Below are 24,320 nucleotides of genomic sequence, written 5' to 3'. Positions count from 1 at the left end.
TTACACTGGATTGCGAAGGCCTGTGTCGGGAAAGCCTCACAGTTGGCGGGATGTTCCGGCTCCTGCCCGTTCTTCCCGCCAGGGCGGGGCCCCAAGCTGGCTTTCGGGATGGAGCACAGCCGAGCCCTCCTCCGCAGTCTCCGTTTGGATCCCCGCCTTCGCGGGGAAGAACGGAGCTGCCCGCCGCCTCAGGCCGCCAGCCGCTTGGCCTCGATGCGGCGCGAGGCGGCCTGCACCCGCAGTTCGTAGTGGTCGCCCTGCGTCACGTCTTGAACGTTGCGGGGGCGATGGGCCGCGACATTGACGCCGCCGGCGTGGCGCAGGCTGTCGAACAGGATCCCCGCCCCGCCCGAGGCCCGCACCGCCTCGCCCAGCACCTGGCCGGCGGTGTAGTCGTCGCTGGCGTAGACCCCTGGCCGCGACGCCTGCTGGCCGCGGATGTCGAGATAGTCGCCCTCCAGCCGCGCGGTATAGACGCGGTACTGGCGGCTGATCGTCTCGACGCCCGTCGCGACCGCCTCGCGGCGCAGGTGATGGGCCACCTCGGCCACAGCCGTCGTCAGGCGCTCGGCGGCGTACCAGGCGCCGAGATCCGGGCCGTTGAAGCGCATGCCGCCGGGCGCGACGTGCAGGAACGAGGCCATGACGATGCTGGCGTTGGGCCGGCCATAGACCCGCTCCTCGGACGGCAGGCGGGCGATGCGCTCGGCCACCAGCCGGTCGTTGGTCCAGCCGGCCAGGTCCATCACCGCGTCGAGATCGGCCGCCGTCGCCACGGTGTCGAACAGGCCGATCGGCGGGAAGCGCGAGGGGATCAGGCGCCAGGCCGGACGCGGCGCGGGCGCGTGGGGCTCGCCGCTCACGAAAAGACGATCTCGCCGTCTTCGTACGGGCGGAAGTCGCGGTCGATGTCGCCCGGCGGCATGTAGAGCCCGCCCCGCGCGGCGTCGAGGAAGCGGCGCACGCTGATCAGGCCGTCCTGCGTTCCGCAGGTCAGCAGCGCCATGGGCGGGCGGCCGCCGAACAGCGGGGCGGCGTGGGGGCTGCGCAGCCAGGCGATCCCCTCGCGCTCGCTCGCATGCAGCACGCCCAGCGCCTGGTGCACGCCCAGCACCGCCGAGATGCGGGTCAGCATGTCGAGGTCGAGGGTGATGTCGCGATGCTCCCGCACCGCCTTGATCCAGTTGTAGTAGGTCGAGCGCGACGGCAGGCCCAGCACCAGCAGGCGCTCGTCCTCGGTCAGGCCCCACAGGTCGGCGATCGACAGGAAGGTGCGAAGCCCCGCCCCGCTCAGCCGGCGGCGATTGGCGGCCGAGAACCGCGACAGGTCCAGCACGCCCGGACCGGCGGCGACTTCGACAGGTCGGTGCTTGGCGAGCGACATGCGGACCTCCATCCAGATCCACATATAGTCCAAATCTGGACTTTGCGAAAGAGGACGCCCGCTTTCCCTGTCGTCCAGGCGCTCCGGCCGGGATGACAACGCGACGGATGAAGGCCCTTAAGCCTCCACCGGCGGCCGCTGCACGGCCTCGGGCGTGACGCTGAGCACGCGCATCATGGCGGCCTTTGAGGCCTCGACGTCGCCGCTGGCGATCACGTCGGCGACCTCGCGGTGCTGCTCGATGTCGGCCATCAGCTCGGCCTCGGTGGCGCCGCCGAACGAGAACACCCAGAAGCGGGCGGCCTTGTGCTGCAGCGGGATCAGGATCCGCGCCAGCGCCAGGTTGCCCGAAGCGCGCGCCACGGCGGCGTGGAAGCGCTGGTCCATGGCCACCAGGGCCGGCAGGTCGCGGGCCTTCGCGGCGGCCTCGGCGTCGTCGAACACGGCCTTGATGGCGGCGATGTCGGCCTTGGAAGCATGGCGGGCGGCCAGGCCCGCGCAGTGCGGCTCGATCAGGGCGCGGGCCTCGTAGCCCTGGCGCAGGTCGACCAGGTCCAGCGGCGCCACCGTGGTGCCCGAACGGGCGCGGCGGATCACCAGCCCCTCCAGAGCCAGGCGCCCCAGCGCGTCGCGCACGCCAGCCAGGCCCGCGTCGTAGCGCGCCGCCAGCGACTGCTCGTCCAGGCGCGCGCCCGGCGGCAGCTCGCCCAGGATCAGGTCCAGCAGGATCTTCTCGTAGACCTTGGCCTTCTGCAGGTCGGGCGACCAGTCTTCCAGGCCCGACGAGGAGCAGACGTCCAGCACCAGCATGCGCGAACGCGCGCCGCCGCCAGCGACGTTGTAGGGGGCGTCGTCAGGGGCCCGAGGGGGCGAAGGCTGGCGCACGAAACCGCTCCGAGTATTATCCTCGGACTGATAGGTAGGCTGAAATGTCAGTTTCGCCTAGTGGCTTCGCGCCCGTAAGGGTCTTGGCCTCAGGCGCCCTGCATCGGCGGCTGGAACAGGCCCGTGGGCGAGGCCGTGAAGATCTCGCAGCCGTCCTCGGTCACGCCGATCGAATGCTCGCACTGGGCCGACAGCGACTTGTCGCGGGTCACGGCCGTCCAGCCGTCGCCCAGCACCTTCACCGCCGGCTTGCCCAGGTTCACCATCGGCTCGACGGTGAAGAACATGCCCGCCTTCAGCACCGCGCCCTGACCGGGACGGCCGAAGTGCAGGATGTTGGGGGCGTCGTGGAACACCTTGCCCAGGCCGTGGCCGCAGAAGTCGCGCACGACGCTGCAGCGCTGGGCCTCGACATAGGACTGGATGGCGTGGCCGATGTCGCCCAGGGTCGCCCCCGGCTTCACCGCCGCCAGGCCGCGGGCCAGGCTTTCGTAGGTGATGTCCACTAGGCGGCGGGCGCGCGGCCCCACTTCGCCCACGCCGTACATCCGCGAGGTGTCGCCGTGCCAGCCGTCGACGATGACGGTGACGTCGATATTGGCGATGTCGCCCTCGCGCAGGGTCCAGTCGCCCGGGATGCCGTGGCAGACCACGTGGTTGCGCGAGATGCAGACCGTCTTGGGATAGCCGCGATAGAACAGGCAGGCCGGCAAGGCGCCGTGGTCGAGGATGAACTCGCGGGCCAGCGCGTCGAGGTGATCGGTCGAGACGCCCGGAACGACGTGCGGGATCAGCATGTCCAGGCACTCGGCGGCCAGGCGGCCAGCCTTGCGCATGCCCTCGAAGTCTTCGGGCTTGTGGATCTTGATCTGACCCGTGCGGGTCTCGGTCTCGATCTCGAAGGCGTCGTCGAGGGTCATGGGCGGTTCAATCTCAAAACGGGGCGCGGCCGCGAGGGCGCGCCGCAAACACAGATGCCGGTCGGGCTTATGTCGCGACCATAGCATGAAATTTCAACTGGGGGCGCGGCTGTGTGCCCCGTGTCAGCCTGGAAAGCCCCAACCGTCTGTTCGACCACCCTCGGCGGCTGCCAGGATGCCCAGACGAATCTCGGCTCCGGTCACGGCTTCGGTCGACGGAACCATTTCGCAGCAGACGACGACGTCCCAAGGCAGCGCTTCCACACAGCCGCTGCGCTCCACCTTGCCCGAAAAGCCCTCGGCGGCCGCCACTGCGGCGAACCGATCGGCTGCGGCCTCCGACGCGAAAACCGCCGTAAAATCGACCTGCCGAGTGCGCGCTAGGTCAACGCCCCGCGCCGCCAGATCGGCCAGCACGTCGGCGTTCTCCTCCAGAAGGTCCTCGCCCATCCCGCCTCTCAACGCTTCCAGGCGATCGGCCTTGCGATCCTGATCTCCTGCGTGCTCATCGCGCAGGCCCAGACCATGATCTCGACGCCCGCCTCGGCCGCCACGTCGAGCCCGCGCGCAAACGCCGGATCCAGCTCGCGGCAGGCCATGAATTCCTCGCAGTCCTCGCGCTGTACGACGAACAGCGCCACGGCCCGGTCGCCCACCGCGACCTGGGCGGCCAGGTCCTCCAGGTGCCGCGTCGAGCGGGCGGCCTTGCAGTCGGGGAACTCGGCCAGGCCAGGGCTGCGCGACAGGTGGACGTTCTTGACCTCCAGCCAGCACGGTGGGCGCTCGGGATCGGTCAGCAGGAAGTCGACGCGGCTGGCGGCGGCGTACTTCACCTCGGGCCGCACGTTGGCGTAGCCGGTCAGTTCGGGGATCGTCCCGCTCGCCAGGGCTTCGGCGACCAGCCTGTTGGGCAGCATGGTGTTGATCCCGACAAGGCCCGTCCCGTCCGGTCCGGCGGCCTCGACCAACTGCAGGGTCCAGGCCAGCTTGCGCTTGGGATCGTCGGAATACGAGACCCACGCCCCCTGCCCCGGCAGGTTGACCCCCAGCATGGCGCCGGAGTTGGGGCAGTGGGCGGTGATCTCGCGCCCGTCGTCCAGCACCAGATCGACGAAGAAGCGCTTGTAGCGCTGGACGATGCGGCCGTGGGTAAGCGGTTGCGGCAGAAGCATGCGGGGCCTAAGTCGGATAGGTGTCTGAGACAGGGTGTAGGGGACGGCGATCATGACGGCCAGCAAGGATCGGGTGACGGCGGCGGTGCTGATCATCGGCGACGAGATCCTCTCGGGCCGCACCCAGGACGTGAACCTCAACGCCATCGCCAAGTACCTGGCGACCTACGGCGTCGACCTGGCCGAAGCCCGCGTGGTGCCCGATGTCGAGCAGGAGATCGTCGACGCGGTCAACGCCCTGCGCGCCAAGTACGACTACGTGATCACCACCGGCGGCATCGGCCCCACCCACGACGACATCACCGCCGACTCGGTCGCCAAGGCCTTCGGCGTGACCGCGCCCGAGCATCCCGAGATCATGGCCATGCTGCGCGAGCGCTGGGGCGAGCCCAACGCCGCCCGCCGCCGCATGGCCCACGTGCCCGAGGGCGGCAGCCTGGTGAAGAACCCGGTGCAGGGCCCGCCCGGCTTCCAGAAGGAGAACGTGTTCGTGCTGGCGGGCGTGCCGGCGATCATGCGCGGCATGCTCGACGACGTGGGTCCCCGCCTGCGCACCGGCGCCGTGGTCGTGGCCACGACGGTGCGGGTCACCGGCACGGGCGAGGGCACGATCGCCGCGCCGCTGGAAGCCGTGGCCAAGGCCCACCCGGACCTGTCGATCGGCAGCTATCCGTTCTTCGCCCCGCCGGACCTCTACGGCGCCAGCCTGGTGATCCGCGGCCGCGACCCGGTCGAGGTCGAGGCCGCCGCCGTCGAGCTCGAGAAGACCCTGGCCGACCTGGGCGTTTCCAACGTCGAACGGCTGCAGGCCTGAGCCGCGCCTACTCCTCGTCGGCCGCCAGCAGCGACTGGGCCAGGCCCAGCAGGGCCCGCTGGGTCTTGGGGCCGGCGGCGGCGTAGGCGTGCAGCAGGTCGAGCGCGCCCGGCAGGGTCAGCGCCGCCAGCATGGCCGAATCCTCGCCGGAGGGGGCGTCCTCGCCCACCAGGGCCGCCACCGTCGTCTCCAGCCGTCCGGCGATGCGCACCAGCATCGAGGCCGAGACGCGGTTCTCGCCGCGTTCGTACTTCTGGATCTGCTGGAAGGTCAGGCCCAGCGCCGCGGCCAGGTCGTCCTGGCTGACCTTCAGATAACGACGACGAATACGGATGCGGGTTCCGACCGCAAGGTCGATGGGATCCGGGCCGGTTGTCGTCATCGATATTGTCCGAAGCTCGCAGAACTCGGCTATCTATCGACGTAGCCGTCACCGGCCGCAACGCACCTCCCTCTTAGATCGAGTAGTTTCCTTCCGCTCGCCCGCATGACCGAACCCAGCAACATCGCCGCCGGCCTCGAACTGTTGACCAAGCGCGAACGAGAAGCCCTGCGCCTCGTCAGCGAGCACCGGCTTTCCAAGGAGATCGGCCCGCTGATGGGGGTCTCCAAGTCGCGCGCCGACGCTCTGGTGGAAAGCGCCTGCCGCAAGCTGGGCGTCAACGGCCGCAGGGCCGCCGCGCGGGTGCTGAGCGAGCACGAGCGGGTCGCCGCGGGTGTGGGATTCGCCGGCGGCGACTATGGGATTCAATCCCACCCCGATCCAATCCGACTGGCGGACGCCCCCTCCGCCTCGCCACCGTCGGCCTCGCAATCAACCGAGGCCTTCGACCCCAGTGAAAGAGTTTCCAGACAATCCGGTCCCGACCACCGCCAGCCCGACCAGCCTGCAGGAGCATCGCCTGGGGCTGCTGGTCTGGAAGGCCCGCCAGATCCGCCAGGCGGTGAGCGCCTTCGAGCAGGCCTGGCCGCCCCTGCCGCCCGAGCCGGCGGTCCCGGCCTTCGGCTGGTCGCAGCTGCAGCGCCAGCTGACGGACCTGGCCCCGCCCGAGCTTTCGCCGCTGGTGGCCGACCTGGTCTCGGCGATCCGCAAGGAGTCGGCGGCCAAGCCGGCCGAGATGGTGCTGAGGGAGATCCTGACCATCACCGCCACGGTGCTGGACGAGGGCTTCCGCGAGAAATACGCGGAGGACTCGACCATGCTCTGACCCCCGCCTTCCGCCTCCTGGCCGTCCTGGCCATCGCGCTCGGCTTCGCCATGCTGATCGGCGGGCTGCTGAGCGCCCGCCAGGTGGTCGAGCTCTTCCAGAACCTGCGCCACGGCTGAGGCGGCCTTCCCCAAGGAGGCGCCCGCCGGCGCCTTCGATCATCGTCCGGATCGCGCCTGCCGGAGCGCCGGACAACCGAGGGGACCCCCGCTCAATGAACCGTCGCATCGTCGCAGAGCATCTCGCCACCCGCCTGTTCACCGCCGAGGAGGCCGTCGACAACACCCTGGCCGCCATGGGCGAGCTGATCGCCGCCATGCCCCGCGCCCGGCTGGAGGCCCGCGTCGCCGCCGGCGTCGGCCAGCAGGCCGTCGACCACGTGATGGAGGCCGCCTCGGGCCTGGCCGACGTGCGCCGCTCGCTGATCGCCGCCCACGGCGCCCTGGCCGACGCCAAGGACCAGATCGGCCTGCGCCGCGTCACCCTGGTCGGCGGCGGCGACAAGTCCGACACCGATCCCCCGCGCCCCGAGGGCTATGTCGAAGACCGCGTCGCCGGCCGCCTGGAGATCGTGCGCTCGGCCTGAGGGCCCTCCCAAGCGTCGGCTTGCCGACCCACCCCTTCCGACCCGTGCGATTCGTCGCGACAATGGCCCCCGGACACTGTTCGGGGGCCTCATGTTCAGCATCCTGCCGACCCAGCTCGGCGCCGGCGCGATGTTCGTGGTCTGCGGCGTGGCGCTGTGGATGGGCGGCCGGCTCGAACGGCTGCTGGCGGTCGCCACCGTCCTGGCCTGGGTCGGCTCGGCCCTGGCCGAGATCGAGGACCACAGCCTCACCCAGTGGGGCATCTTCGCCATCGATCTGGTCTATCTCAGCGTGCTGGTCGGCCTGACCCTGTTCGACCGCCGCATCTGGCTGCTGTTCATGACCGCCTTCCAGCTGCTGATCGTGCTGACCCACGTCGCCTTCGCGCTGGACCGCTCGCTGCGCCAGTGGGGCTTCTTCTCGGCCTACTACCTGTGGAGCTACGCCGAACTGGTGGCGTTCGTGATCGGGCTGGGGGCGCTGGCGTGGCGGCGGCGCCGGGCGCGCTGACGCAATCGTTGCAATACAATTTATATCGGAGTAAATAGCGACAAAATCATAAGTTGCATTCAGGGAGTCGCTCAATGTTCAAGCGCGCCACTGTTGCTTCTGCCTTCGCGCTCGCCGTCGCGGGCCTCACCGCTCCGACCCAGGTCTTCGCCCAGACGTTCACGCCGACCTTTCCCGGCTACGTCACCCTCACCGGCAACGTGACCATCGCCGAGGCGACCACCCTCAACTGCCAGGTCACGCTGAACGGCGCCGTGAACCCCACCGGCGCCTCGATAACCATCACCAGCGGCTCCTTCAGTTCGGGCGACTGGCAGTGCGGATGGCTGATCTATCCGGTCGCGTTCCCCTGGACGATCACGCCGAGCGGCGCGCACGCGATCACCCTGACGGGCGTGGCCCTGGTCACCACCCTGGGCGCATGCAGCGGCAGCGCCCACGCGTCCTGGAACAATCCCTACGTCTGGCCCACCAGCATCGTGCGCTTCTCGTCCACGCCGGTAGCGGGCCTGCCCGTCGACTGCCGCCTGACCGGCGACCTCGTCGTCTCCGACGGCGTCACCCTGCAGTAGCCGCGCCCGCCTGCGGCCCGCCAGCACGACTGAACAACAAACAGGGAGGTCTCATCATGTCGAGAAGCGTCGCCGTCCTTTGCGCCGCCGTCGCCGCAGCCACGATCCCCGCCGCTTCGGCGTCCGCCGCGAACTTCGTCCCCAATCCCCTCGACCCGGTCACCTTCAGCGGCGACATCACCATCGAGCAGAGCGGGCTCGCCCCGATCACCTGCCGCGTCCTGCTGGACGCCAAGGTCCTGGCCGGAGGCTTTCACGCCGAGATCAGGGGCGGCAACTTCTCGCCGGGCGACTGGCAATGCGGCTGGCTGATGTTCCCCACCGCCTTCCCCTGGTACATCTACCCCAACACGACCACCCAGGTGCAGTTCTCGACCTTCAGCTTCTACACGATCCTTGGATCGTGCAGCGGGTCGCTGACCACCGGATGGGCCAACGGCAGCCCCGGCAAGGTGATCTTCTCAAGCGCCGTCATTCCCGGCACGCCGGGCGCCTGCGTCGTCAACGGCACGCTCGAGACCTCGCCCTCGCTGACGATCATCTGATCGGCGGATCGACCTGGTGCGGGCAGCCGGGGTCGAACCGGCAAGGCCTTGCGGCCGGCGGATTTTAAGTCCGCTGCGTCTACCAGTTTCGCCATGCCCGCACTGGTAAGCGAGGCCTAGCCTAGCTCGCGGAAGGCGTCGAGCCCTCAGTCGGCCGTCCAGCCGCCGTCGACGACCAGGGCGCTACCGGTCATCAGGGCGCTGGCGTCGCCGGCCAGGAACACCACCGCGCCCATCAGGTCCTCGACCTGGCCCAGGCGGCCCAGCTTGATCTTGGCCAGCACGCTGTCGAGGAACGCCTTGTCTTCGAAGAACGGCCTGGTCAGCGGGGTCTCGATGAAGGTCGGGGCGATGGTGTTGACCCGGATCCCGTGCGGTGCCAGGTCCAGCGCCATGGCCTTGGACAGCCCCTCCAGGCCCCATTTCGACGCGCAATAGAGACTGCGCCGGGCCCCGCCCACATGGCCCATCTGCGAGGTCAGGTTGACGATCGAGCCCTTCACGCCGGCCTCGACCATCCGCGCCGCCACGGCCTGGGCCACGAAGAAGGCGGCCTTCAGGTTGAGGTCGAGCACGGCGTCGTAGTCGTCTTCGGTGACCTCGACGAAGGGCTTGGGACGGTTGGTTCCGGCGTTGTTGACCAGCACGTCGAAGGCCGGTCGCGCGGCCACGGCCGCCCTCACCGCCGCGAGATCGCCGACGTCGAGCACCAGGGCGTCGGCCGTCCCGCCCTCGGCGCGGATCGCCTGCGCCGCGGCCTCGATCTCGCTGGCCGAGCGCGCCGCCAGCGTCACCGCGGCCCCGGCCTGGGCCAAGGCCGCCGCCGCCGCCAGGCCGATGCCCCGCCCCGCCCCCGTCACCAGGGCCCGACGCCCGTCGAGACGGAACGAGGGCGTGCGCGGCAGATCCAAGGCCCCTACTCCGCCGCCAGCACGGGCGAGGCCGCGCCCGCATAAGGCACCTCGCGACCGCCATAGCGGCGCACGCGGATGTTGGCCTGCTCGCCGTGGCCGGCGAAGCCCTCCAGGGCGCACAGGCGCGAGCAGTACTCGCCGACCAGGGCCGAGGCCTCGTCGGTCAGCACCTTCTGGTAGGTGCAGGTCTTGAGGAACTTGCCCACCCACAGGCCGCCCGTGTAGCGGGCCGCCAGCTTGGTCGGCAGGGTGTGGTTGGTGCCGATCACCTTGTCGCCGTACGAGACGTTGGTGCGCTCGCCCAGGAACAGCGCGCCGTAGTTGCTCATGTTGCGCAGGAAATAGTCCGGGTCGGCGGTCATCACCTGCACGTGCTCGGAGGCGATGCGGTCGGCGATCTCGACCATCTCGGCGTCGCTGTCGGCGAGGATCACCTGACCGAAGCTCTCCCACGCCCGGCGGGCCACGGCGGCGGTGGGCAGCACCTGCAGCAGCCTTTCCACCCAGGCGATGGTGTCTTCGGCCAGCTTGCGCGAGGTGGTCAGCAGGATGGCCGGGCTGTCGGGACCGTGCTCGGCCTGGCCCAGAAGGTCGGTGGCGCACAGCTCGCCGTCCACCGTGTCGTCGGCGATGACCAGGGTCTCGGTCGGACCGGCGAAGAGGTCGATGCCCACGCGGCCGAACAACTGGCGCTTGGCCTCGGCCACATAGGCGTTGCCGGGGCCGACCAGCATGTCGACCGGCGCGATGGTCTGCGTGCCCAGCGCCATGGCGGCCACGGCCTGCACGCCGCCCAGGCAGTAGATCTCGTCGGCGCCGGCCAGGGCCTGGGCCGCGACGATGGCCGGGGCGGGCTCGCCGCCGAACGGCGGGGCGCAGGTGACCACGCGGGGCACGCCGGCCACCTTGGCCGTCAGCACCGACATGTGGGCCGAAGCCAGCAGCGGATACTTGCCGCCGGGCACGTAGCAGCCGGCCGCGCCCACGGGGATGTGCTTGTGGCCCAGCACCACGCCCGGCAGGGTCTCGACCTCCAGGTCCAGCAGCGTCTCGCGCTGCTTCTGGGCGAAGCCCTTCACCTGGGCCTGGGCGAACTCGATGTCGGCCAGGTCGCGGGCCGACAGCTGGTCGACGCAGGCCTGGATCTCGGCGTTCGACAGGCGATAGCTTTCACGGTCCCAGCCGTCGAACTTCACCGACAGGTCGCGCACCGCCGCGTCGCCGCGCGCGGCCACGTCGGCGAGAATGCCTTCCACCGTCTCGCGCACCGCCCGATCCGCGTTCGCCACCGCGCCGGCGTCGGCGCCGGTCTTCAACCACCTGGCCATGGTCCTGTCCTCCTGGGGTCTCCCGGCAGGAGGTGTGGCCCGGATCGGCGCCGGCAACACGGCGTTCGGCAGGAAAGGTCGCGTAGTGAGGAGCCGCGAACACCGCTCCGATGCATCGACACGGGTTGGAAAACGGCCCGGCCCGCGGCTAGTCTGGGTTGAGCAGACGGCCAGACGAGGGGATCGGCTTGAAAGCGTTCAAGGGTCTCCTGACTGGCCGGATCGTTCCGGGCGCCGCGATGGTCGCCTCCCTCATGATGCTAAGCGGTCTCTGGGGCGACGCGGCCCAGGCCGCGAGCTTCGACTGCAAAAAGGCTGCGAGCCGGATCGAGCGCCTGGTCTGCGACGACCCCGAACTCAACTCGTTCGATTCCCAGCTCGACGGCGCCTATCGCGGGGCGCTGGACCGCTCCAACCAGCCCGCGTCGGTGAAGGACAGGCAGTTGGCCTGGCTGAAGCAGCGCGACGCCTGCGCCGACGTCGCCTGCCTGTCGGCCGCCTATCAGCGGCAGATCAAGCAGCTGGGCGCGGTCTTCGACGAGCCGCCGATCTGCTTGAGCGCAGGCAGCACGATGGACGTCAATGCGTGCGGGGCCGAGTACTCACGCCGCGCCGACCGGGAGCTGGACCGCTATCTCGCCGCAGCCCGCAAGAACCTGACCGAGGAGCTGAGCGGCGAATTCGCCGACCCGGAGGCGAAAAGCGCGATGGCCGAGTTCGACGCCGCTCAGAAGACCTGGGAGTCTTTCCGCAAGGCCGAATGCTCGGCCACCTACAGCCGCTACATGGGCGGCACCATTCGCGGGTCGATGTACGAAGGCTGCTGGCAGGAGGTCACCAAGGCGCGCACCCACCAGGTCTGGCTGAACTGGCTGCAGTTCATGGACACCACGCCCCCGCTTATGCCCGAGCCGAGCCGCCAATAGTCAAGCCGCCATGCGGTTGGCCCGGCGCCAGGCCTGGGGCGCCATGCCCGCCGAGCGGCGGAACAGGCGGCACAGGTGCGACTGGTCGGCGAAGCCGCACTGGTAGGCGATCTGGCTCAGCGGGTCGCGGGTGGCCAGCATCAGGTCCTTGGCCGCCTCCAGCCGGCGGCGGGTGATGTAGGCGTGGGGCGTCTCGCCGAAGGTCGACTTGAAGGCGCGGCCGAAATAGCTGGCGCTGAGCGCCACCAGGTCGCCGAGCACGGCCGTGGTCAGGGTCGTGTCGAGGTTCTCGTCGATGTGCTTGCGCAGCTTGCGCGCCTGCCAGGGGGCCAGGCCGCCTTGGATCGGGGCGACGGCGGCCGGCGCGCCCACGCCGACGACGATGGCCGAGGCCCGGGCGACCAGGGCGCGAGCGGCCTGCGCCTCCGGCTCCAGCGAGCGTTCCAGGGCCTCCAGAACCTCGCGCAGGTCGGCGAAGCTGCGCGCCTCGCCGGCCAGTTCGTGGCCGGCCAGCAGGCCCGGGACGGAAACGGCCGAGGCGGTGTCGATGGCGAGGAAGGACATGGTTTCGATCCCTGGCTGGAGCGCCCCCCAAGGGCACTCTCTTTTCGGGGATCATTGTTCTTCCCAGGGCGTGCGCGCCGCCATCGCACCTGGGCTTATCGTCGCGCTCCCTGGGTTTGGCGGCGTCATACCCAGGTATGAGACCGCTATCGCCAGGGGTGGTCCGCGCGACCCGGAAGGCCGCGCGGAACCGGAGGCTTAACCCTTCGCCAGCGAAGCGCTGTCGATGACGAAGCGGTACTTCACGTCGCTCTTCTGCATGCGCTCGTAGGCGGTCTCGATGTCCTGGATGTCGATCTTCTCGATCTCCGAGACGATGCCGTGCTGCGCACAGAAGTCGAGCATCTCCTGGGTCTCGGCGATGCCGCCGATCAGCGAACCGGCGATCGACCGGCGCTTGAAGATCAGGGCGGCGACGTCGGGGCTGGGGTGAGCGTGCTCGGGCACGCCGACCAGGCACAGGGTGCCGTCGCGCTTCAGCAGGGCGGTGAAGGCGTCGAGGCTGTGGCTGACCGAGACGGTGTTGAGGATGAAGTCGAACGAATTGGCGTGGGCGGCCATCTCACCTTCGTTGCGCGACACCACGACCTCGTCGGCGCCCAGGTCCAGGGCGTCCTGGCGCTTGGCTTCCGAGGTGGTGAAGGCCACGACGTGGGCGCCCAGGGCGTGGGCCAGCTTGACTCCCATGTGGCCCAGGCCGCCGATGCCGACGACGCCGACCTTCTTGCCCGGGCCGACGTTCCAGTGGCGCAGCGGCGACCAGGTGGTGATGCCGGCGCACAGCAGCGGGGCCACGGCGGCCAGCTGCTCCTCGGGGTGGCTGATCTTCAGCACGAAGTCGTCCTTGACGACGATCTGCTGTGAATAGCCGCCCAGGGTGTGGCCGGGGGCGTCGCTGGTGGGGCCGTTGTAGGTGCCCACGAAGCCGTTCTCGCAGAACTGCTCCAGGCCCTCGTCGCAAGAGTGGCAGTGCTTGCAGCTGTCGACCAGGCAGCCGACGCCGACGACGTCGCCTTCCTTGAAGCGGCTGACCTGGCCGCCGACGGCCGACACGCGGCCGACGATCTCGTGGCCGGGCACGCAGGGGAAGAGGGTGCCGGCCCATTCCGAGCGCACGGTGTGCAGGTCCGAGTGGCAGACGCCGCAATAGGCGATCTCGATCTGGACGTCGTTGGGGCCGACCGCGCGGCGCGTGATGTCCATCGCTTCCAGCGGCTTGTCGGCGGCGAAGGCGCCATAGGCTTTGATGGCCATGTGCAGGATGTTCCGATTGGCTTTTTGGGGGAGGCGGAGACCCCGGAGGATCTCGCCAAGCCAAACTAGCGCGCGCGCGACCGTAAAATTAGCCGCTCAGATTTGCACGGGCTGATGAGCACATTTCATCAATCGACCTCTTGCGGATCAACCGCTCGCGGCAGTTTCAGCACGAAGCTCGCCCCCTCCTCCGGCCGCGAGACCACGGCGATCTCGCCGCCATGGGCCTGGGCGATCGTCTTGCAGATCGACAGCCCCATGCCCATCCCGCCGGCCTTGGTCGTGTAGAAGGCGTTGAACAGCTGGCCCAGGCGCTCGGGCGGCACGCCGGGCCCGGTGTCGGAGACCGACACCGTCACCCCCTCTTCGCCGGCCTGGACGCGCACGACCAGCACCCGCTCGTCGGAATGGGCCATGGCCTGCACGGCGTTGACCATCAGGTTGACCATCACCTGCTGCAGCTGGACCCGGTCGCCCTCGACCTCCGGCAGGTCGGGCGCGACCTGCACGCGCAGGGCCACGTCGTGGGTGGTCAGCTCGCGCCGCACCAGCAGCACCGCGTCCTCCACCAGGGCGCCCAGCGACAGGCGCGCCTTCTCCGGCTCGCCCTTCACGGCCATGGTGCGGATGCGGCCGATGACGCCCGAGGCGCGGTTGGCCTCGCCGATCATCCGGTCGAAGGCGCGGCCCACCTCGTCCAGGTCCGGCGCGTCGCGCCGCAGCCAGCGCAGCCCGGCCTCGCCGTTGGTGACGATGGCCGACAGCGGCTGGTTGACCTCGTGGGCGATCGAGGCGGTCAGCTCGCCCAGCGTCGAGATCCGCGCCGCGTGGGCCAGCTCGGCCTGTACGCGGGCCAGGTCCTCCTGGGCGCGCAGGCGGTCGGTGATGTCGATGACCCCCACCAGGGTCGCACCCTGCGGCAGGTATTCGCGCGGGTAGCAGCAGGTGAACAGGCCGTCGAACTCGCGGCCGTCATAGGTGCGAAAGCGCGCCTCGCTTTCATAGTGCGGCCGCTTCTCCAGGGCCGCGATCACGCTGGCGGCGAAGACGTGCTCGCTGCACGGCGGCCAGAAGCGGTCGACCGGCCCCAGCAATTGCTCGCGCGTGGCGGAGAACAGCTGCAGCGACTTCTCGTTGACGTCGACGACCTGGCTGGCCTCCATCATCTGCCGCACGAAGCGCGGGTTCTCGGCGATGTGGGCCCGAAGGCTGGTCACGCCCTTGGCGCGCAGGGCCCCGAACATCCCGGCCAGGGCCGAGAAATCCAGCTCCCAGAACGACACGCTCATGGCGTGGAAGACGTTGCGGAAGCGGTACTCGCTGCGCCGCAGGGCCTCCTCGGCCCTGCGGGCCTCGGTAACGTCGCGGCCGGTCTCAAGAACCTGGGCGGGCGCGCCGAGAGCATCCCGGCGCAGCGACCAGCGCAGGGCGATCACCGCCTCGCGGCCGTCGGCCAGGCGGCGGGTGACCTCGCCCTCCCAGCGCCCCTGCGCCAGCAGGCGCGCCTCTATCTCGTCGAGCGGCGCGGGAAACACCGTGCCCAGCAGGTCGCGGGCCAGCGCGCCCTGCGCGGCCTGCCGGCCATGGCCGTACAGGGCCTCGCAGCCCTGGTTCCAGAACAGGATGCGCCCGTCCAGGTCGCGCACCAGGATCGGCTCGTGGGCCGCGTCCAGGAGCCCGGCCAGACTATTGGCCGATATGTGCAAGACGTCGCCCGGATGGTCGTGCATCGAGCTCACCGAAGGATGCGCTCCCTCATTGTTGACGCCGCGCTGGCGGCGGGTCCAGCTATTTGCCCATGTCCGGTCCGACGGTGCACATTGTCGACGACGACGGCCCCCTGCGGGAGGCCCTCGACAGCCTGTTCAGGTCCGTCGGGCTGGAGACGCGCCTGTTCGGCAACGCCCAGGACTTCTTCCGCTCGGGACATGCGCATGACGCCGGCTGCCTTGTCTTGGACGTTCGACTCCCCGGGGTCAGCGGCCTCGACTTCCAGGCCCAGTTGAACGCCGCCGACATCCGCATGCCGGTGGTGCTGATGACCGGCCACGGCGACATCCCCATGACCGTGCGCGGCATGAAGGCCGGCGCCGTCGACTTCCTGGCCAAGCCCTTCCGCGACCAGGACATGCTCGACGCGGTGATGGCCGCCATGGACCGCGACCACGCCCAGCGCGCCGAGCGCTCGGGCCTGGACGACCTGCGCCGCCGCTACGAGACCCTGACCACGCGCGAGCGCCAGGTGATGGGCCTGGTCGCCGAGGGCCTGATGAACAAGCAGATCGCCTTCGAGATCGGCCTGTCGGAGATCACCGTGAAGATCCACCGCGGCGCGGCCATGCGGAAGATGCAGGCCCGTTCGGTGGTCGAGTTCGTGCGCATGGCCGAGCAGCTGGGCGCCAAGGGCGCCGCCGCGACCTGACGCCACACACCCGAGTATAGTTCCGTCCGCTCGCCGCTTGCGGCAGATAGAAGCCTCGTCGCCGCCGCTTGCCTGGACGCGCCGACGGGACGAAAGAGGACGAGTTGGTGTCGCAAGCCCCGTTGATCGCCGTCGTGGACGACGACGAAGCCGTCCGGACCTCGCTGGAGGCCCTGATCCGCTCGCTGGGGCACCGCGTCGCCACCTTCGATTCCGCCGCCGCCTTCCTGGCCTCGGAGATCTCGGACGGCGCCGACTGCCTGATCAGCGACGTGCAGATGCCCGGCCTTTCCGGCTTCGACCTGCAACAGGCCCTGGGCGAACGCGGCGTGCCCACCCCGGTGATCCTGATCACCGCCTTCGACGACGAACGCGCCCGCACCCGCGGCCTCGACCTCGGCGCCACCTGCTTTCTGAAGAAGCCCTTCAGCGGCGACAGCATCATCGGCTGCCTGGAAACCGCCCTGGCCCCACGCGCCAAATCGCCCGAAGCCTGACGCACCGCGCCGCTCGAACCGTCTGAATTTTCAGGGGAGAAGAAGAATGGCGCGCCCGGAACGATTCGAACGTCCGACCCTCAGATTCGTAGTCTGATGCTCTATCCAGCTGAGCTACGGGCGCGCACTGCCTTGCGGCGAGGCGGGGGAGATACCCCGTACCCCGGGGGTGCGCAAGCGTCTTGTCGTAAGAAAGTCGCCAAGTTCGGTGGATAAGTGCCCGATCCCTTGGCGCATAAGGGTTTTCGGGCGAGAAAAAGATGTCGCAGGGGCGCGCGGGAGCGATTTTTCGCGAGCGTGGTGGCGGCGTCGGGGGCATGGTTCGTCGAATCTCCGCCGTCCGAGTCGGATTTCCGACGCTTCGACGGCCCGTTCCGCGCCCCAACGCCAGGTCTTCCGAAGGATCCGCCCATGCGTCTGCCCGTTCTCGCCGCCCTCGCCGTCCTGACCGCTTGCGGAGGGATCGCCGGCTGCGCGACCGCGATGGGGCCGCAGGCGGCCGCGACCACCCCGAAGACCGCTCCGCAGAGCGCTCCACAGACCTCCGGCGCCGCGGCCGCCTACAGCCCGCGCGGCATGGTGGCCTCGGCCAATCCGCTGGCGACCGAGGCGGGCCTGCGGGTGCTGCGCGAAGGCGGCTCGGCCGTCGACGCGGCGGTGGCCGTGCAGGCCGTGCTGGGCCTGGTGGAGCCGCAGAGCTCGGGCCTGGGCGGCGGCTCGTTCATGGTCTTCTACGACGCCAGGACCGGCAAGGTGACGGCCTATGACGGCCGCGAGACCGCCCCGGCCGGCGCGACGCCGGCCCTGTTCCTGGGCGAGGACGGCAAGCCGGTGTCGTTCATTTCGGCGGTGCTGTCGGGTCGTTCGACCGGCGTGCCGGGCGCGGTGGCCATGCTGGCCCAGGCCCAGAAGGAGCATGGCGCCATCGGCTGGGATCGCCTGTTCCTCGACGCCGAGCAACTGGCCGACCAGGGCTTCGTCGTCAGCCCGCGCCTGGCCTCGATGATCAACGGCCGCGCGCCGCAGGGCCAGACGCCCGACGCGGCCGCCTATTTCACCAAGCCCGACGGCCAGCGTTACCAGGCCGGCGACACCCTGAAGAACCCGGCCTACGCGGCCACCGTGCGCCGCCTGGCCGCCGAGGGGGCCTCGGCGCTCTATGAAGGCCCGCTGGCGCAGGCCATCGTCGCCAAGCTGCACGAGGGCGAGCGGCCGTCAGCCATGACCCTGGCCGACCTGAAAGCCTACAAGCCGCGCTCGGCCGACGCCCTGTGCCGACCGTGGAAGGTCTACAGCGTCTGCGTGCCCAACCCGTCGTCGAGCGGCGTGTCGCTGCTGCAGGCCCTCTTGATGCTCGAGCATACCGACATCGCCAAGCGCGGCCCCAAGGATCCGGTCGCCTGGACCCAGATCGCCGAGGCCGAGCGGGTGATGTACGCAGACCGCGACCGCTATGTCGGCGACCCCGGCAAGGTGACCGTGCCGATCGAGGGCCTGCTGGAGCCGGCCTATGTCAAGGAACGGGCCAAGCTGATCGGCACGAGCGCCGGCCCGGCCCCGAGCTTCGGCCTGCCCAAGGGCGCGCCAAAGGTCGGCCCGGACTCGACGGTCGAGCCGGGCGGCACCACCCACTTCGTCATCGTCGACGCGGCCGGCAACGTGGTGTCGATGACCACCACGGTCGAGAGCATCTTCGGCTCGGGCCGGATGGTCGGCGGCTTCTTCCTCAACAACCAGCTGACCGACTTCAACTTCGCGCCGACCGACAAGGACGGCCTGCCCGGCGCCAACGCCGTGGCCGGGGGCAAGCGCCCGCGCTCGTCGATGTCGCCGGTGGTGGTGCTGGACAAGAAGGGCAAGTTCCTGGCCGCCGTCGGCTCGCCGGGCGGCTCGGCCATCCTGTCCTACAATCTCAAGGCCATGGTCGGGGTGTTCGACTGGGGCCTGTCGATGCAGGACGCCGTGGCCCTGCCCAACCTGGTGGCGCGCGGCGACGTGTTCTCGGGCGAGGTGAACCGCTTCGGCCCCGAACTGACCGCCGCCCTGCAGGCGCGCGGCGTGATGGTCAAGGAAGGCCAGAACGAGAATTCGGGCCTGCACGGCGTGATCGTGCGCCCAAACAAAGCAGGAGGGGGCGGCAGGCTTGAAGGCGGCGCGGATCCGCGCCGCGAGGGCGTGGCCAAAGGTTTGGAGTAGTTTCGGAGACCCTCCCCCTGAAGGGGGAGGTGGCCCGAAGGGCCGGAGGGGGAAGCGGCTGCCGAAACGCCGCGATCACTTCCCCCTCAGTCGGCTTCGCCGACAGCTCCCCCTTCAGGGGGAGCGTCTTATCAAGGCAGAGGCCTTGGCTTGCGGTCTTCGCCAATGGCGACGAAGGTGAACACGCCCTGGGTCACCTTGTGGGCCTTCTCGCCGTCGCGGCGCCGGCGCCAGGCCTCGACCTCGACCTTCAGCGAGGTGCGCCCAGTGTGGATGATGCGGGCGAAGAGGCTGACCTCGTCGCCGACGACCACCGGGCTGATGAACACCATGCCGTCGACGGCGATCGTGGCGCAGCGGCCGGCCGCCCGGTGAAAGGCGATCGAGGCCGCGGCCAAGTCCATCTGCGACAGCAGCCAGCCGCCGAAGATGTCGCCTTCGGGGTTGGTGTCCGACGGCATGGCGATGGCCCGCAGCACCGGCGGGTCGTGCGGCCATTCGGCGGCTTCCCACGCCTTGGCGAGGGTCTCGGCGCGCGGGCCGGTCAGCGAGGAATCGTCCATCTCGGCTAGTCGGCCTTAGTGGCCGCTCGGACCTTCATAGACGCCGGGAGCCAGGCGCTCGTCCTCGTCGTGGCCGGCATGCTCGGCGGCGATGAAGCGGCGGTCGCAGTAGGGGCAGTCGACCGAGCCGGCCGCGCCCATCTCCAGCCACACGCGCGGGTGGCCCAGCGCGCCGCCGACGCCGTCGCAGGCGATGCGGTGCGAATGGACGTGGACGATCTCGGGCGCCGGGCCGGCGACGGCGGCGACGTCCATGGCAGTGGGGGCGGTCGGAGCTTCGGACTTGGCCTTGGCCATGGGGGAACTACCTTCGAATTCTGAGCGCGGCCTTGGCTAGGCGGCGAACGAGGCATACCTATGCGACGCGTCGGCGCCGCGTCAATTCGACGAAGCCGCGCACGCCTCTGTTTTCAAAGCCTTCGGCCCCCGATTGGACGCTTCATGGACCTGCCTGCCTACGCGATCGAAGCCGAGGGCCTGTTCAAGACCTACCCCGCCACCAAGACCGCGCCCGAAAAGCGCGCGCTGAACGGCATCGACCTTAAGGTGCCGCGCGGCTCGATCTTCGGGCTCCTTGGTCCCAACGGGGCGGGCAAGTCGACCTTCATCAACATCCTGGCCGGCCTGACCCGCAAGTCGTCGGGCACGGTGAGGATCTGGGGCCGCGACATCGACGAGCGCCCACGCGACGCCCGCGCCGCCATCGGCGTGGTGCCGCAGGAACTGGCCGCCGACGTCTTCTTCACCCCGCGCGAGTCGCTCGAGGTGCAGGCCGGCTACTACGGCGTGCCCAAGAACGAGCGCCGCACCGACGAGTTGCTCAATGCGCTGGGCCTTGGCGACAAGGCCAACGCCTATGTCCGCCAGCTGTCGGGCGGCATGAAGCGGCGCCTGATGGTGGCCAAGGCGATGGTCCACCAGCCGCCGGTGCTGATCCTCGACGAGCCGACCGCCGGCGTCGACGTCGAACTGCGCCGCCAGCTTTGGGAGTATGTGAAGGGCCTGCACGAGCTGGGCGTGACCATCGTGCTGACCACCCACTACCTGGAAGAGGCCCAGGAGCTGTGCGACCAGATCGCCATCGTCAACCGCGGCGAGGTGGTGGTGTGCGAGCCGACCCCGACGCTGCTGGGCCGGATGGACATCCGCAACGTGGTGGTGACGCCGGAGAGCCCGCTGGCGACGCCCCCGGCGCTGGAAGGCTTCGAGACCAAGGGTCGCGCGGGCGGCGCCTTCTCGGTCAGCTACCGCACCGGCCAGTCCAGCGTCGAACACGTGCTGGCCGCCGTGCGCGGCGCCGGCGTGTCGATCAAGGACATCGCCACCGAGGATCCGGACCTGGAGGACGTCTTCGTGTCGCTGACCTACGGCGATCCGAACGCCAAGGATCCGCTGAAGACTTGAGGGGGCGACCACGGGAAACCTCTCCCATGGGGAGAGGGAGGGGCCCGCGCCGAAGGCGTGGGAGGGTGAGGGGGTAAGACGTCAAACGTTTCATCCCCCAAATCCCGCCCTGTCCGGAAAGGTCCCTAACCCCTCACCCTCCCATGCTGCGCATGGGCCCCTCCCTCTCCCTCTGGGAGAGGGTTTTTACTACGGCAGCGCCTTCACGAACGCCCGCACCACCGTCGCCGAGTTGTCCGCCGCCAGGCGCAGGAACACCGGGAACTGGTTGGTGGCCGGGTCGCCGCCGGCCAGGTCCGACAGGCTGCGGAAGGCGATGAACGGGGTCTTGTTCACATAGGCCACCTGCGCCACGGCGGCGCTTTCCATGTCGAGCACGCGGGCGCCGAAGGTCTTGTGGGCGTAGTCGCGGAAGGCGGCGTTGTCGACGAACACCGGGCCCGAGCCGCCGGCCCCGCCGACCACCACCTTGGGCGGCTTGGTCAGGCACTGGTCGGCCGCGCAGCGCTTCAAGGCCAGGCCCTCGACGCTCTTGCGCGCCAGGGCGATCAGCGCCGGATCGGCGGCGAACGACAACCGATCCTCCGGCTTGGCCGGGTCCTGCGTCACCGTCACCGCGCGCGGATGCATCATGCCGAAATTGGGCAGGTCGCTGACCAGGCCCGGCGTGGGCGCGAAGCCGCCTGGAACCTCGCGGGCATAGGCCATTTCCGAGGTCTGGGCCCAGGTCTCCGGCGCCACCACGTCGCCGACCTCGAGGTCGGGATCGGCCCCGCCGGCCACGCCGGAGAACACGATGCGGGTGACGTGGAAACGGTCGAGGGCCGCCTGGGTGGTCATGGCCGCGTTGACCATGCTGATCCCCGACAGGAACAGCACCACCGGCTTGCCCTCCAGCGTGCCGGTGACGAAACGCGCGCCGGCCGCCGTGAATTCCTGCTTGCCCGAGGTCGCCGCCTCCAGCGCCGCCATCTCCGGCGGGAAGGCGCTGACCACGGCCGTGCGCGGCGCGGCGTCCAGCCGTTCGGCGGCGCTGGCGGCCAGGGGCGACAGCAGGACGGCGCAGGTCAGGGCGAGGGGCGCGGCGATACGCATGGGCGGAGGCTTCCGATGATCGATTCGGCGGCACCCTAGCCTCGGGCGCGCCATGGCCGGAAGGGCCGACGGCCAGGCTGTTGCATCGCCGGCCGCTTCCGACGATTTTCGCGCCGTTTTTAAGTGAGCGGGGCAGGCATGAGGGCTTGGATTCTAAGAACATTGGTCGTTTTGGCGACCCTTCTGGGCGCGAGCGCTCCGGGACTGGCCCAGGCCGCCTCCAAGCCGATCCCGATCAAGGTGGTGGTCGTCACCACCTTCGAGATCGGCGCGGATGCCGGCGACGTGGCCGGCGAGTTCCAGCCCTGGGTCGAGGGCTGGCCCCTCAAGCAAGAGATCAAGGTGCCGGGCATCCGCCACGTCGCCCGCTATTCCGACGACGGCGTGCTGGCCATCGTCAGCGACATGCGCGGCCGCACCCGTGAAAGCGTGGCGGCCCTGATCCTGTCGAACCAGTTCGACCTCACGAAAGCCTATTGGATCGTCAGCGGCATCGCCGGCGTCGATCCCGCCTCGGCCTCGGTCGGCAGCGCCGCCTGGGCCCGCTACGTCGTCGACGCCGACCCGATCTACGAGGTCGACGACCGCGAGATCCCGGCCGACTGGCCCTATGGCCTCTATTCCAACGACGCCGACCGCCCGAACGTGAAGGGCAAGGCCGAGGGCTCCAGCGCCATGGTCTGGACGCTGGACCGCGGCCTGGTCGACTGGGCCTACGACCTGACCAAGGGCGTGAAGCTGCCCGACAACCCCGACCTTGCGAAGCTGCGCGCCGGCTATGTGAAGGAGCCGCAGGCCCTGCGCCCGCCGTTCGTGCTGCAGGGCGACGCCCTGGGCGCGGTGCGCTTCTGGCACGGGACGCACCGCACCCAGTGGGCCCGCGACTGGGTCAAGCTCTGGACCGACGGCGCGGGGACCTTCACCATGAGCGACTGCGAAGATCAGGGGATCCTCGACGTGCTCGACGCCCATGCCGACAGCGGCCGCATCGACCGGCGCCGGGTCCTGGTGCTGCGCACGGCCAGCAACTACACCCGCCCGCCGCTGGGCGAGCCGACCTTCCCGCGCGTGCTGCACGACGACGGCGCCAAGGCCGCCTTCGAAGCCGAATTCCTGGTCGGGGGCGTCGTCGCCCGCGATCTCGTCAAGAACTGGGACCGCCACGCGCTGGCCCTGCCCCAGGTTGGAGCCCGATAAGCCATGCTCGAACGTCTCTTCAAGCTGCAGGCCCAGGGAACCAACGTCCGCACCGAGGTGCTGGCCGGCTTCACCACCTTCATGACCATGGCCTACATCGTCGTGGTCAACCCGGCGATCCTGGGCGAGACCGGCATGCCGATCGCCGCCGTCGCCGCCGCCACCTGCCTGGCCGCCGGCCTCGGCTCGATCCTGATGGGCCTGATCGCCAACTACCCGCTGGCCCTGGCCCCCGGCATGGGCCTCAACGCCTACTTCACCTACACCGTGGTCAAGGGCATGGGCGTGCCGTGGGAGACCGCGCTGGGCTGCGTGTTCATCTCGGGCGTGGCGTTCCTGATCCTGACCGTGGCGGGCATCCGCCAGATGATCGTGGCGGCCATCCCCCGGCCGCTGTTCTCGGCGGTCGCCGCGGGCGTCGGCCTGTTCATCGCCTTCATCGGCCTGAAAAGCGCCGGCGTCATCGTCGCCAACCCCGCCACCGCCGTGGCCCTGGGCGACCTGACCACGCCGTCGGCCGCCCTGGCCCTGATCGGCCTCGTGCTGATCGCCGCGCTTCAAGCCTGGCGGGTGAAGGGCGCGATCCTGATCGGCATCCTGCTGGCCGCCGTCGCCGGCTGGCTCCTGGGCCTGTCGAAGTTCACGCCCGGCGCCTACAGCCTGTCGGACCTGTCGGCCACCTTCTTCAAGATGGACGTCGGCGCGGCCCTGCACCTGCAGGGCGGCATGGGCATCGCCCTGCTCGAGATCATCTTCGTCTTCCTGTTCGTCGACCTGTTCGACAATGTCGGCACCCTGGTGGCCGTCACCAAGAAGGCGGGCCTGGTGGAGCCCGACGGCACGATCCCGCGCCTCAACCGCATCCTCACCGCCGACTCCGCCGCCACCATGATCGGCGCCGCGGCCGGCACCAGCACCGTCTGCAGCTACATCGAGAGCGCCTCGGGCGTCACCGCCGGCGGCCGCACGGGCCTGACCGCCGTGGTGGTCGGGATCCTGTTCCTGATCACCCTGTTCTTCGCCCCGCTGGTGCAGGCCATCCCGGCCGCCGCCACCGCCCCGGCCCTCGTGCTGGTGGGCGCGTTGATGATCGGTTCGCTGGCCGAGGTCGACTGGGCCGACCCGACGGTGGCCATTCCGGCCTTCCTGACGGTGATCACCATCCCGCTGACCTTCTCGATCGCCAACGGCCTGGCGTTCGGCATCACCAGCTACGCCGTGCTCAAGGCCGTGACCGGCAAGCTGCGCAAGGGCGACTGGCTGCTCGTCATCCTCGCGGCGCTGTTCGTGATCCGCTTCGTCTATCTGGCGAAAGGCTGACCAAAACCCTTTGCGCGAGCGCGGCTTTCGGCTAAGACCGCGC

At 69.8% G+C, this 24,320-nt stretch carries 28 protein-coding genes and 2 tRNA genes; 13 read left to right on the top strand and 17 right to left on the bottom strand.

Annotation, left to right across the window (positions count from 1 at the left end; all coding sequences use genetic code 11):
- Positions 1–188: 188 nt before the first annotated feature.
- The 6 genes from G5B46_RS24535 to sfsA form a co-directional block, all read right to left on the bottom strand.
- On the bottom strand, positions 189–863 hold the full coding sequence (locus tag G5B46_RS24535; protein ID WP_165261669.1) for an RES family NAD+ phosphorylase: 675 nt from the start codon (positions 861–863) through the stop codon (positions 189–191).
- Entirely contained in the window at positions 860–1,384 is a 525-nt protein-coding gene (locus G5B46_RS19735; protein ID WP_205691774.1) for an MbcA/ParS/Xre antitoxin family protein, read from the bottom strand. The genes G5B46_RS24535 and G5B46_RS19735 overlap by 4 nt, the downstream gene beginning before the upstream one ends.
- A gap of 117 nt (positions 1,385–1,501) precedes the next feature.
- A complete protein-coding gene (locus G5B46_RS19730) occupies positions 1,502–2,194 on the bottom strand; it encodes a GntR family transcriptional regulator (protein WP_116488713.1) in 693 nt (230 codons plus the stop codon).
- Between the two features lie 164 nt (positions 2,195–2,358).
- Positions 2,359–3,189: a type I methionyl aminopeptidase gene (map, locus tag G5B46_RS19725; protein WP_101716666.1), complete on the bottom strand. Its 831-nt coding sequence runs from the start codon at positions 3,187–3,189 to the stop codon at positions 2,359–2,361.
- Between the two features lie 123 nt (positions 3,190–3,312).
- Positions 3,313–3,639 (bottom strand): ribonuclease E inhibitor RraB, encoded by a 327-nt coding sequence (locus G5B46_RS19720; RefSeq protein WP_165261667.1) that lies wholly within the window; start codon positions 3,637–3,639, stop codon positions 3,313–3,315.
- A gap of 8 nt (positions 3,640–3,647) precedes the next feature.
- Positions 3,648–4,361 carry a DNA/RNA nuclease SfsA gene (gene sfsA, locus G5B46_RS19715; protein WP_165261665.1) on the bottom strand — a complete coding sequence of 238 codons (714 nt, stop codon included), beginning with the start codon at positions 4,359–4,361 and terminating at the stop codon, positions 3,648–3,650.
- Positions 4,362–4,413: 52 nt separating this feature from the next.
- Here sfsA and G5B46_RS19710 point away from each other — a divergent pair, with 52 nt between their 5' ends.
- A complete protein-coding gene (locus G5B46_RS19710) occupies positions 4,414–5,175 on the top strand; it encodes a molybdopterin-binding protein (protein ID WP_165261663.1) in 762 nt (253 codons plus the stop codon).
- A gap of 7 nt (positions 5,176–5,182) precedes the next feature.
- Here the strand turns inward: G5B46_RS19710 and G5B46_RS19705 are convergent, their stop codons facing one another.
- On the bottom strand, positions 5,183–5,557 hold the full coding sequence (locus G5B46_RS19705; protein ID WP_116488708.1) for a helix-turn-helix transcriptional regulator: 375 nt from the start codon (positions 5,555–5,557) through the stop codon (positions 5,183–5,185).
- Between the two features lie 454 nt (positions 5,558–6,011).
- Between G5B46_RS19705 and G5B46_RS19695 the strand changes: the two genes are divergently transcribed.
- From G5B46_RS19695 to G5B46_RS19675, 5 genes are all read left to right on the top strand, one after another.
- Positions 6,012–6,383: a hypothetical protein gene (locus G5B46_RS19695; protein WP_165261661.1), complete on the top strand. Its 372-nt coding sequence runs from the start codon at positions 6,012–6,014 to the stop codon at positions 6,381–6,383.
- A 214-nt stretch (positions 6,384–6,597) separates the two neighbouring features.
- The gene (locus G5B46_RS19690; RefSeq protein WP_165261659.1) at positions 6,598–6,969 is read left to right on the top strand and encodes a hypothetical protein; all 372 of its coding nucleotides are present in this window, start codon (positions 6,598–6,600) and stop codon (positions 6,967–6,969) included.
- Positions 6,970–7,060: 91 nt separating this feature from the next.
- Positions 7,061–7,480, top strand: a complete 420-nt coding sequence (locus G5B46_RS19685) for a hypothetical protein (protein ID WP_165261657.1) — start codon at positions 7,061–7,063, stop codon at positions 7,478–7,480.
- A gap of 74 nt (positions 7,481–7,554) precedes the next feature.
- Complete coding sequence (locus G5B46_RS19680; RefSeq protein WP_165261655.1) at positions 7,555–8,052, top strand: protein activator of alkane oxidation PraB; 498 nt, start codon at positions 7,555–7,557, stop codon at positions 8,050–8,052.
- A gap of 56 nt (positions 8,053–8,108) precedes the next feature.
- Entirely contained in the window at positions 8,109–8,597 is a 489-nt protein-coding gene (locus G5B46_RS19675; protein ID WP_165261653.1) for a protein activator of alkane oxidation PraB, read from the top strand.
- Between the two features lie 14 nt (positions 8,598–8,611).
- Here G5B46_RS19675 and G5B46_RS19670 read toward each other — a convergent pair.
- The 3 genes from G5B46_RS19670 to hisD all read right to left on the bottom strand — a co-directional run bounded on the left by G5B46_RS19670 (position 8,612) and on the right by hisD (position 10,839).
- Positions 8,612–8,698 (bottom strand) — tRNA-Leu (locus G5B46_RS19670).
- 45 nt (positions 8,699–8,743) lie between these two features.
- Positions 8,744–9,508 (bottom strand): SDR family oxidoreductase, encoded by a 765-nt coding sequence (locus tag G5B46_RS19665; RefSeq protein WP_165261651.1) that lies wholly within the window; start codon positions 9,506–9,508, stop codon positions 8,744–8,746.
- A 5-nt stretch (positions 9,509–9,513) separates the two neighbouring features.
- A complete protein-coding gene (gene hisD / locus G5B46_RS19660) occupies positions 9,514–10,839 on the bottom strand; it encodes a histidinol dehydrogenase (RefSeq protein ID WP_165261649.1) in 1,326 nt (441 codons plus the stop codon).
- Between the two features lie 188 nt (positions 10,840–11,027).
- Between hisD and G5B46_RS19655 the strand changes: the two genes are divergently transcribed.
- On the top strand, positions 11,028–11,765 hold the full coding sequence (locus G5B46_RS19655; RefSeq protein ID WP_165261647.1) for a lysozyme inhibitor LprI family protein: 738 nt from the start codon (positions 11,028–11,030) through the stop codon (positions 11,763–11,765).
- Here the strand turns inward: G5B46_RS19655 and G5B46_RS19650 are convergent, their stop codons facing one another.
- The 3 genes from G5B46_RS19650 to G5B46_RS19640 all read right to left on the bottom strand — a co-directional run bounded on the left by G5B46_RS19650 (position 11,766) and on the right by G5B46_RS19640 (position 15,313).
- Positions 11,766–12,329 (bottom strand): AraC family transcriptional regulator, encoded by a 564-nt coding sequence (locus tag G5B46_RS19650; RefSeq protein WP_165261645.1) that lies wholly within the window; start codon positions 12,327–12,329, stop codon positions 11,766–11,768.
- A 198-nt stretch (positions 12,330–12,527) separates the two neighbouring features.
- A complete protein-coding gene (locus tag G5B46_RS19645) occupies positions 12,528–13,583 on the bottom strand; it encodes an NAD(P)-dependent alcohol dehydrogenase (protein ID WP_165261643.1) in 1,056 nt (351 codons plus the stop codon).
- A 128-nt stretch (positions 13,584–13,711) separates the two neighbouring features.
- Positions 13,712–15,313, bottom strand: coding sequence for an ATP-binding protein (locus tag G5B46_RS19640; RefSeq protein ID WP_240903583.1), 1,602 nt, complete (start codon positions 15,311–15,313; stop codon positions 13,712–13,714).
- A 68-nt stretch (positions 15,314–15,381) separates the two neighbouring features.
- Here G5B46_RS19640 and G5B46_RS19635 point away from each other — a divergent pair, with 68 nt between their 5' ends.
- Both G5B46_RS19635 and G5B46_RS19630 read left to right on the top strand, forming a co-directional pair.
- Positions 15,382–16,005 carry a response regulator transcription factor gene (locus G5B46_RS19635; RefSeq protein ID WP_165261639.1) on the top strand — a complete coding sequence of 208 codons (624 nt, stop codon included), beginning with the start codon at positions 15,382–15,384 and terminating at the stop codon, positions 16,003–16,005.
- A 107-nt stretch (positions 16,006–16,112) separates the two neighbouring features.
- Positions 16,113–16,502, top strand: a complete 390-nt coding sequence (locus G5B46_RS19630) for a response regulator (RefSeq protein ID WP_165261743.1) — start codon at positions 16,113–16,115, stop codon at positions 16,500–16,502.
- Positions 16,503–16,549: 47 nt separating this feature from the next.
- Here the strand turns inward: G5B46_RS19630 and G5B46_RS19625 are convergent.
- Positions 16,550–16,626: transfer RNA gene (locus G5B46_RS19625), tRNA-Arg, on the bottom strand.
- 287 nt (positions 16,627–16,913) lie between these two features.
- On the opposite strand from G5B46_RS19625, the gene ggt reads away from it, so the two are divergent.
- Positions 16,914–18,698, top strand: a complete 1,785-nt coding sequence (gene ggt, locus G5B46_RS19620; RefSeq protein WP_240903577.1) for a gamma-glutamyltransferase — start codon at positions 16,914–16,916, stop codon at positions 18,696–18,698.
- 131 nt (positions 18,699–18,829) lie between these two features.
- Here the strand turns inward: ggt and G5B46_RS19615 are convergent, their stop codons facing one another.
- Positions 18,830–19,261 carry an acyl-CoA thioesterase gene (locus tag G5B46_RS19615; protein ID WP_165261637.1) on the bottom strand — a complete coding sequence of 144 codons (432 nt, stop codon included), beginning with the start codon at positions 19,259–19,261 and terminating at the stop codon, positions 18,830–18,832.
- Positions 19,262–19,276: 15 nt separating this feature from the next.
- On the bottom strand, positions 19,277–19,558 hold the full coding sequence (locus tag G5B46_RS19610; RefSeq protein ID WP_165261635.1) for a zinc-finger domain-containing protein: 282 nt from the start codon (positions 19,556–19,558) through the stop codon (positions 19,277–19,279).
- 144 nt (positions 19,559–19,702) lie between these two features.
- On the opposite strand from G5B46_RS19610, the gene G5B46_RS19605 reads away from it, so the two are divergent.
- Entirely contained in the window at positions 19,703–20,665 is a 963-nt protein-coding gene (locus tag G5B46_RS19605) for an ABC transporter ATP-binding protein (RefSeq protein ID WP_165261633.1), read from the top strand.
- Between the two features lie 189 nt (positions 20,666–20,854).
- Here G5B46_RS19605 and G5B46_RS19600 read toward each other — a convergent pair whose 3' ends face one another.
- The gene (locus G5B46_RS19600) at positions 20,855–21,760 is read right to left on the bottom strand and encodes a 5'-methylthioadenosine/S-adenosylhomocysteine nucleosidase (protein ID WP_165261631.1); all 906 of its coding nucleotides are present in this window, start codon (positions 21,758–21,760) and stop codon (positions 20,855–20,857) included.
- Positions 21,761–21,898: 138 nt separating this feature from the next.
- Here G5B46_RS19600 and G5B46_RS19595 point away from each other — a divergent pair, with 138 nt between their 5' ends.
- Positions 21,899–22,957: a purine nucleoside permease gene (locus G5B46_RS19595; protein ID WP_165261629.1), complete on the top strand. Its 1,059-nt coding sequence runs from the start codon at positions 21,899–21,901 to the stop codon at positions 22,955–22,957.
- 3 nt (positions 22,958–22,960) lie between these two features.
- The gene (locus tag G5B46_RS19590; protein WP_165261627.1) at positions 22,961–24,277 is read left to right on the top strand and encodes an NCS2 family permease; all 1,317 of its coding nucleotides are present in this window, start codon (positions 22,961–22,963) and stop codon (positions 24,275–24,277) included.
- The last annotated feature ends 43 nt before the right edge of the window (positions 24,278–24,320 follow it).

Origin of the sequence: Caulobacter sp. 602-2 (assembly GCF_011043625.1) — a bacterium.
Classification (GTDB): Bacteria; Pseudomonadota; Alphaproteobacteria; order Caulobacterales; family Caulobacteraceae; genus Caulobacter.
Note: the sequence above shows the minus strand (reverse complement) of the source record. Positions and strands in the feature narration are given on the sequence as shown.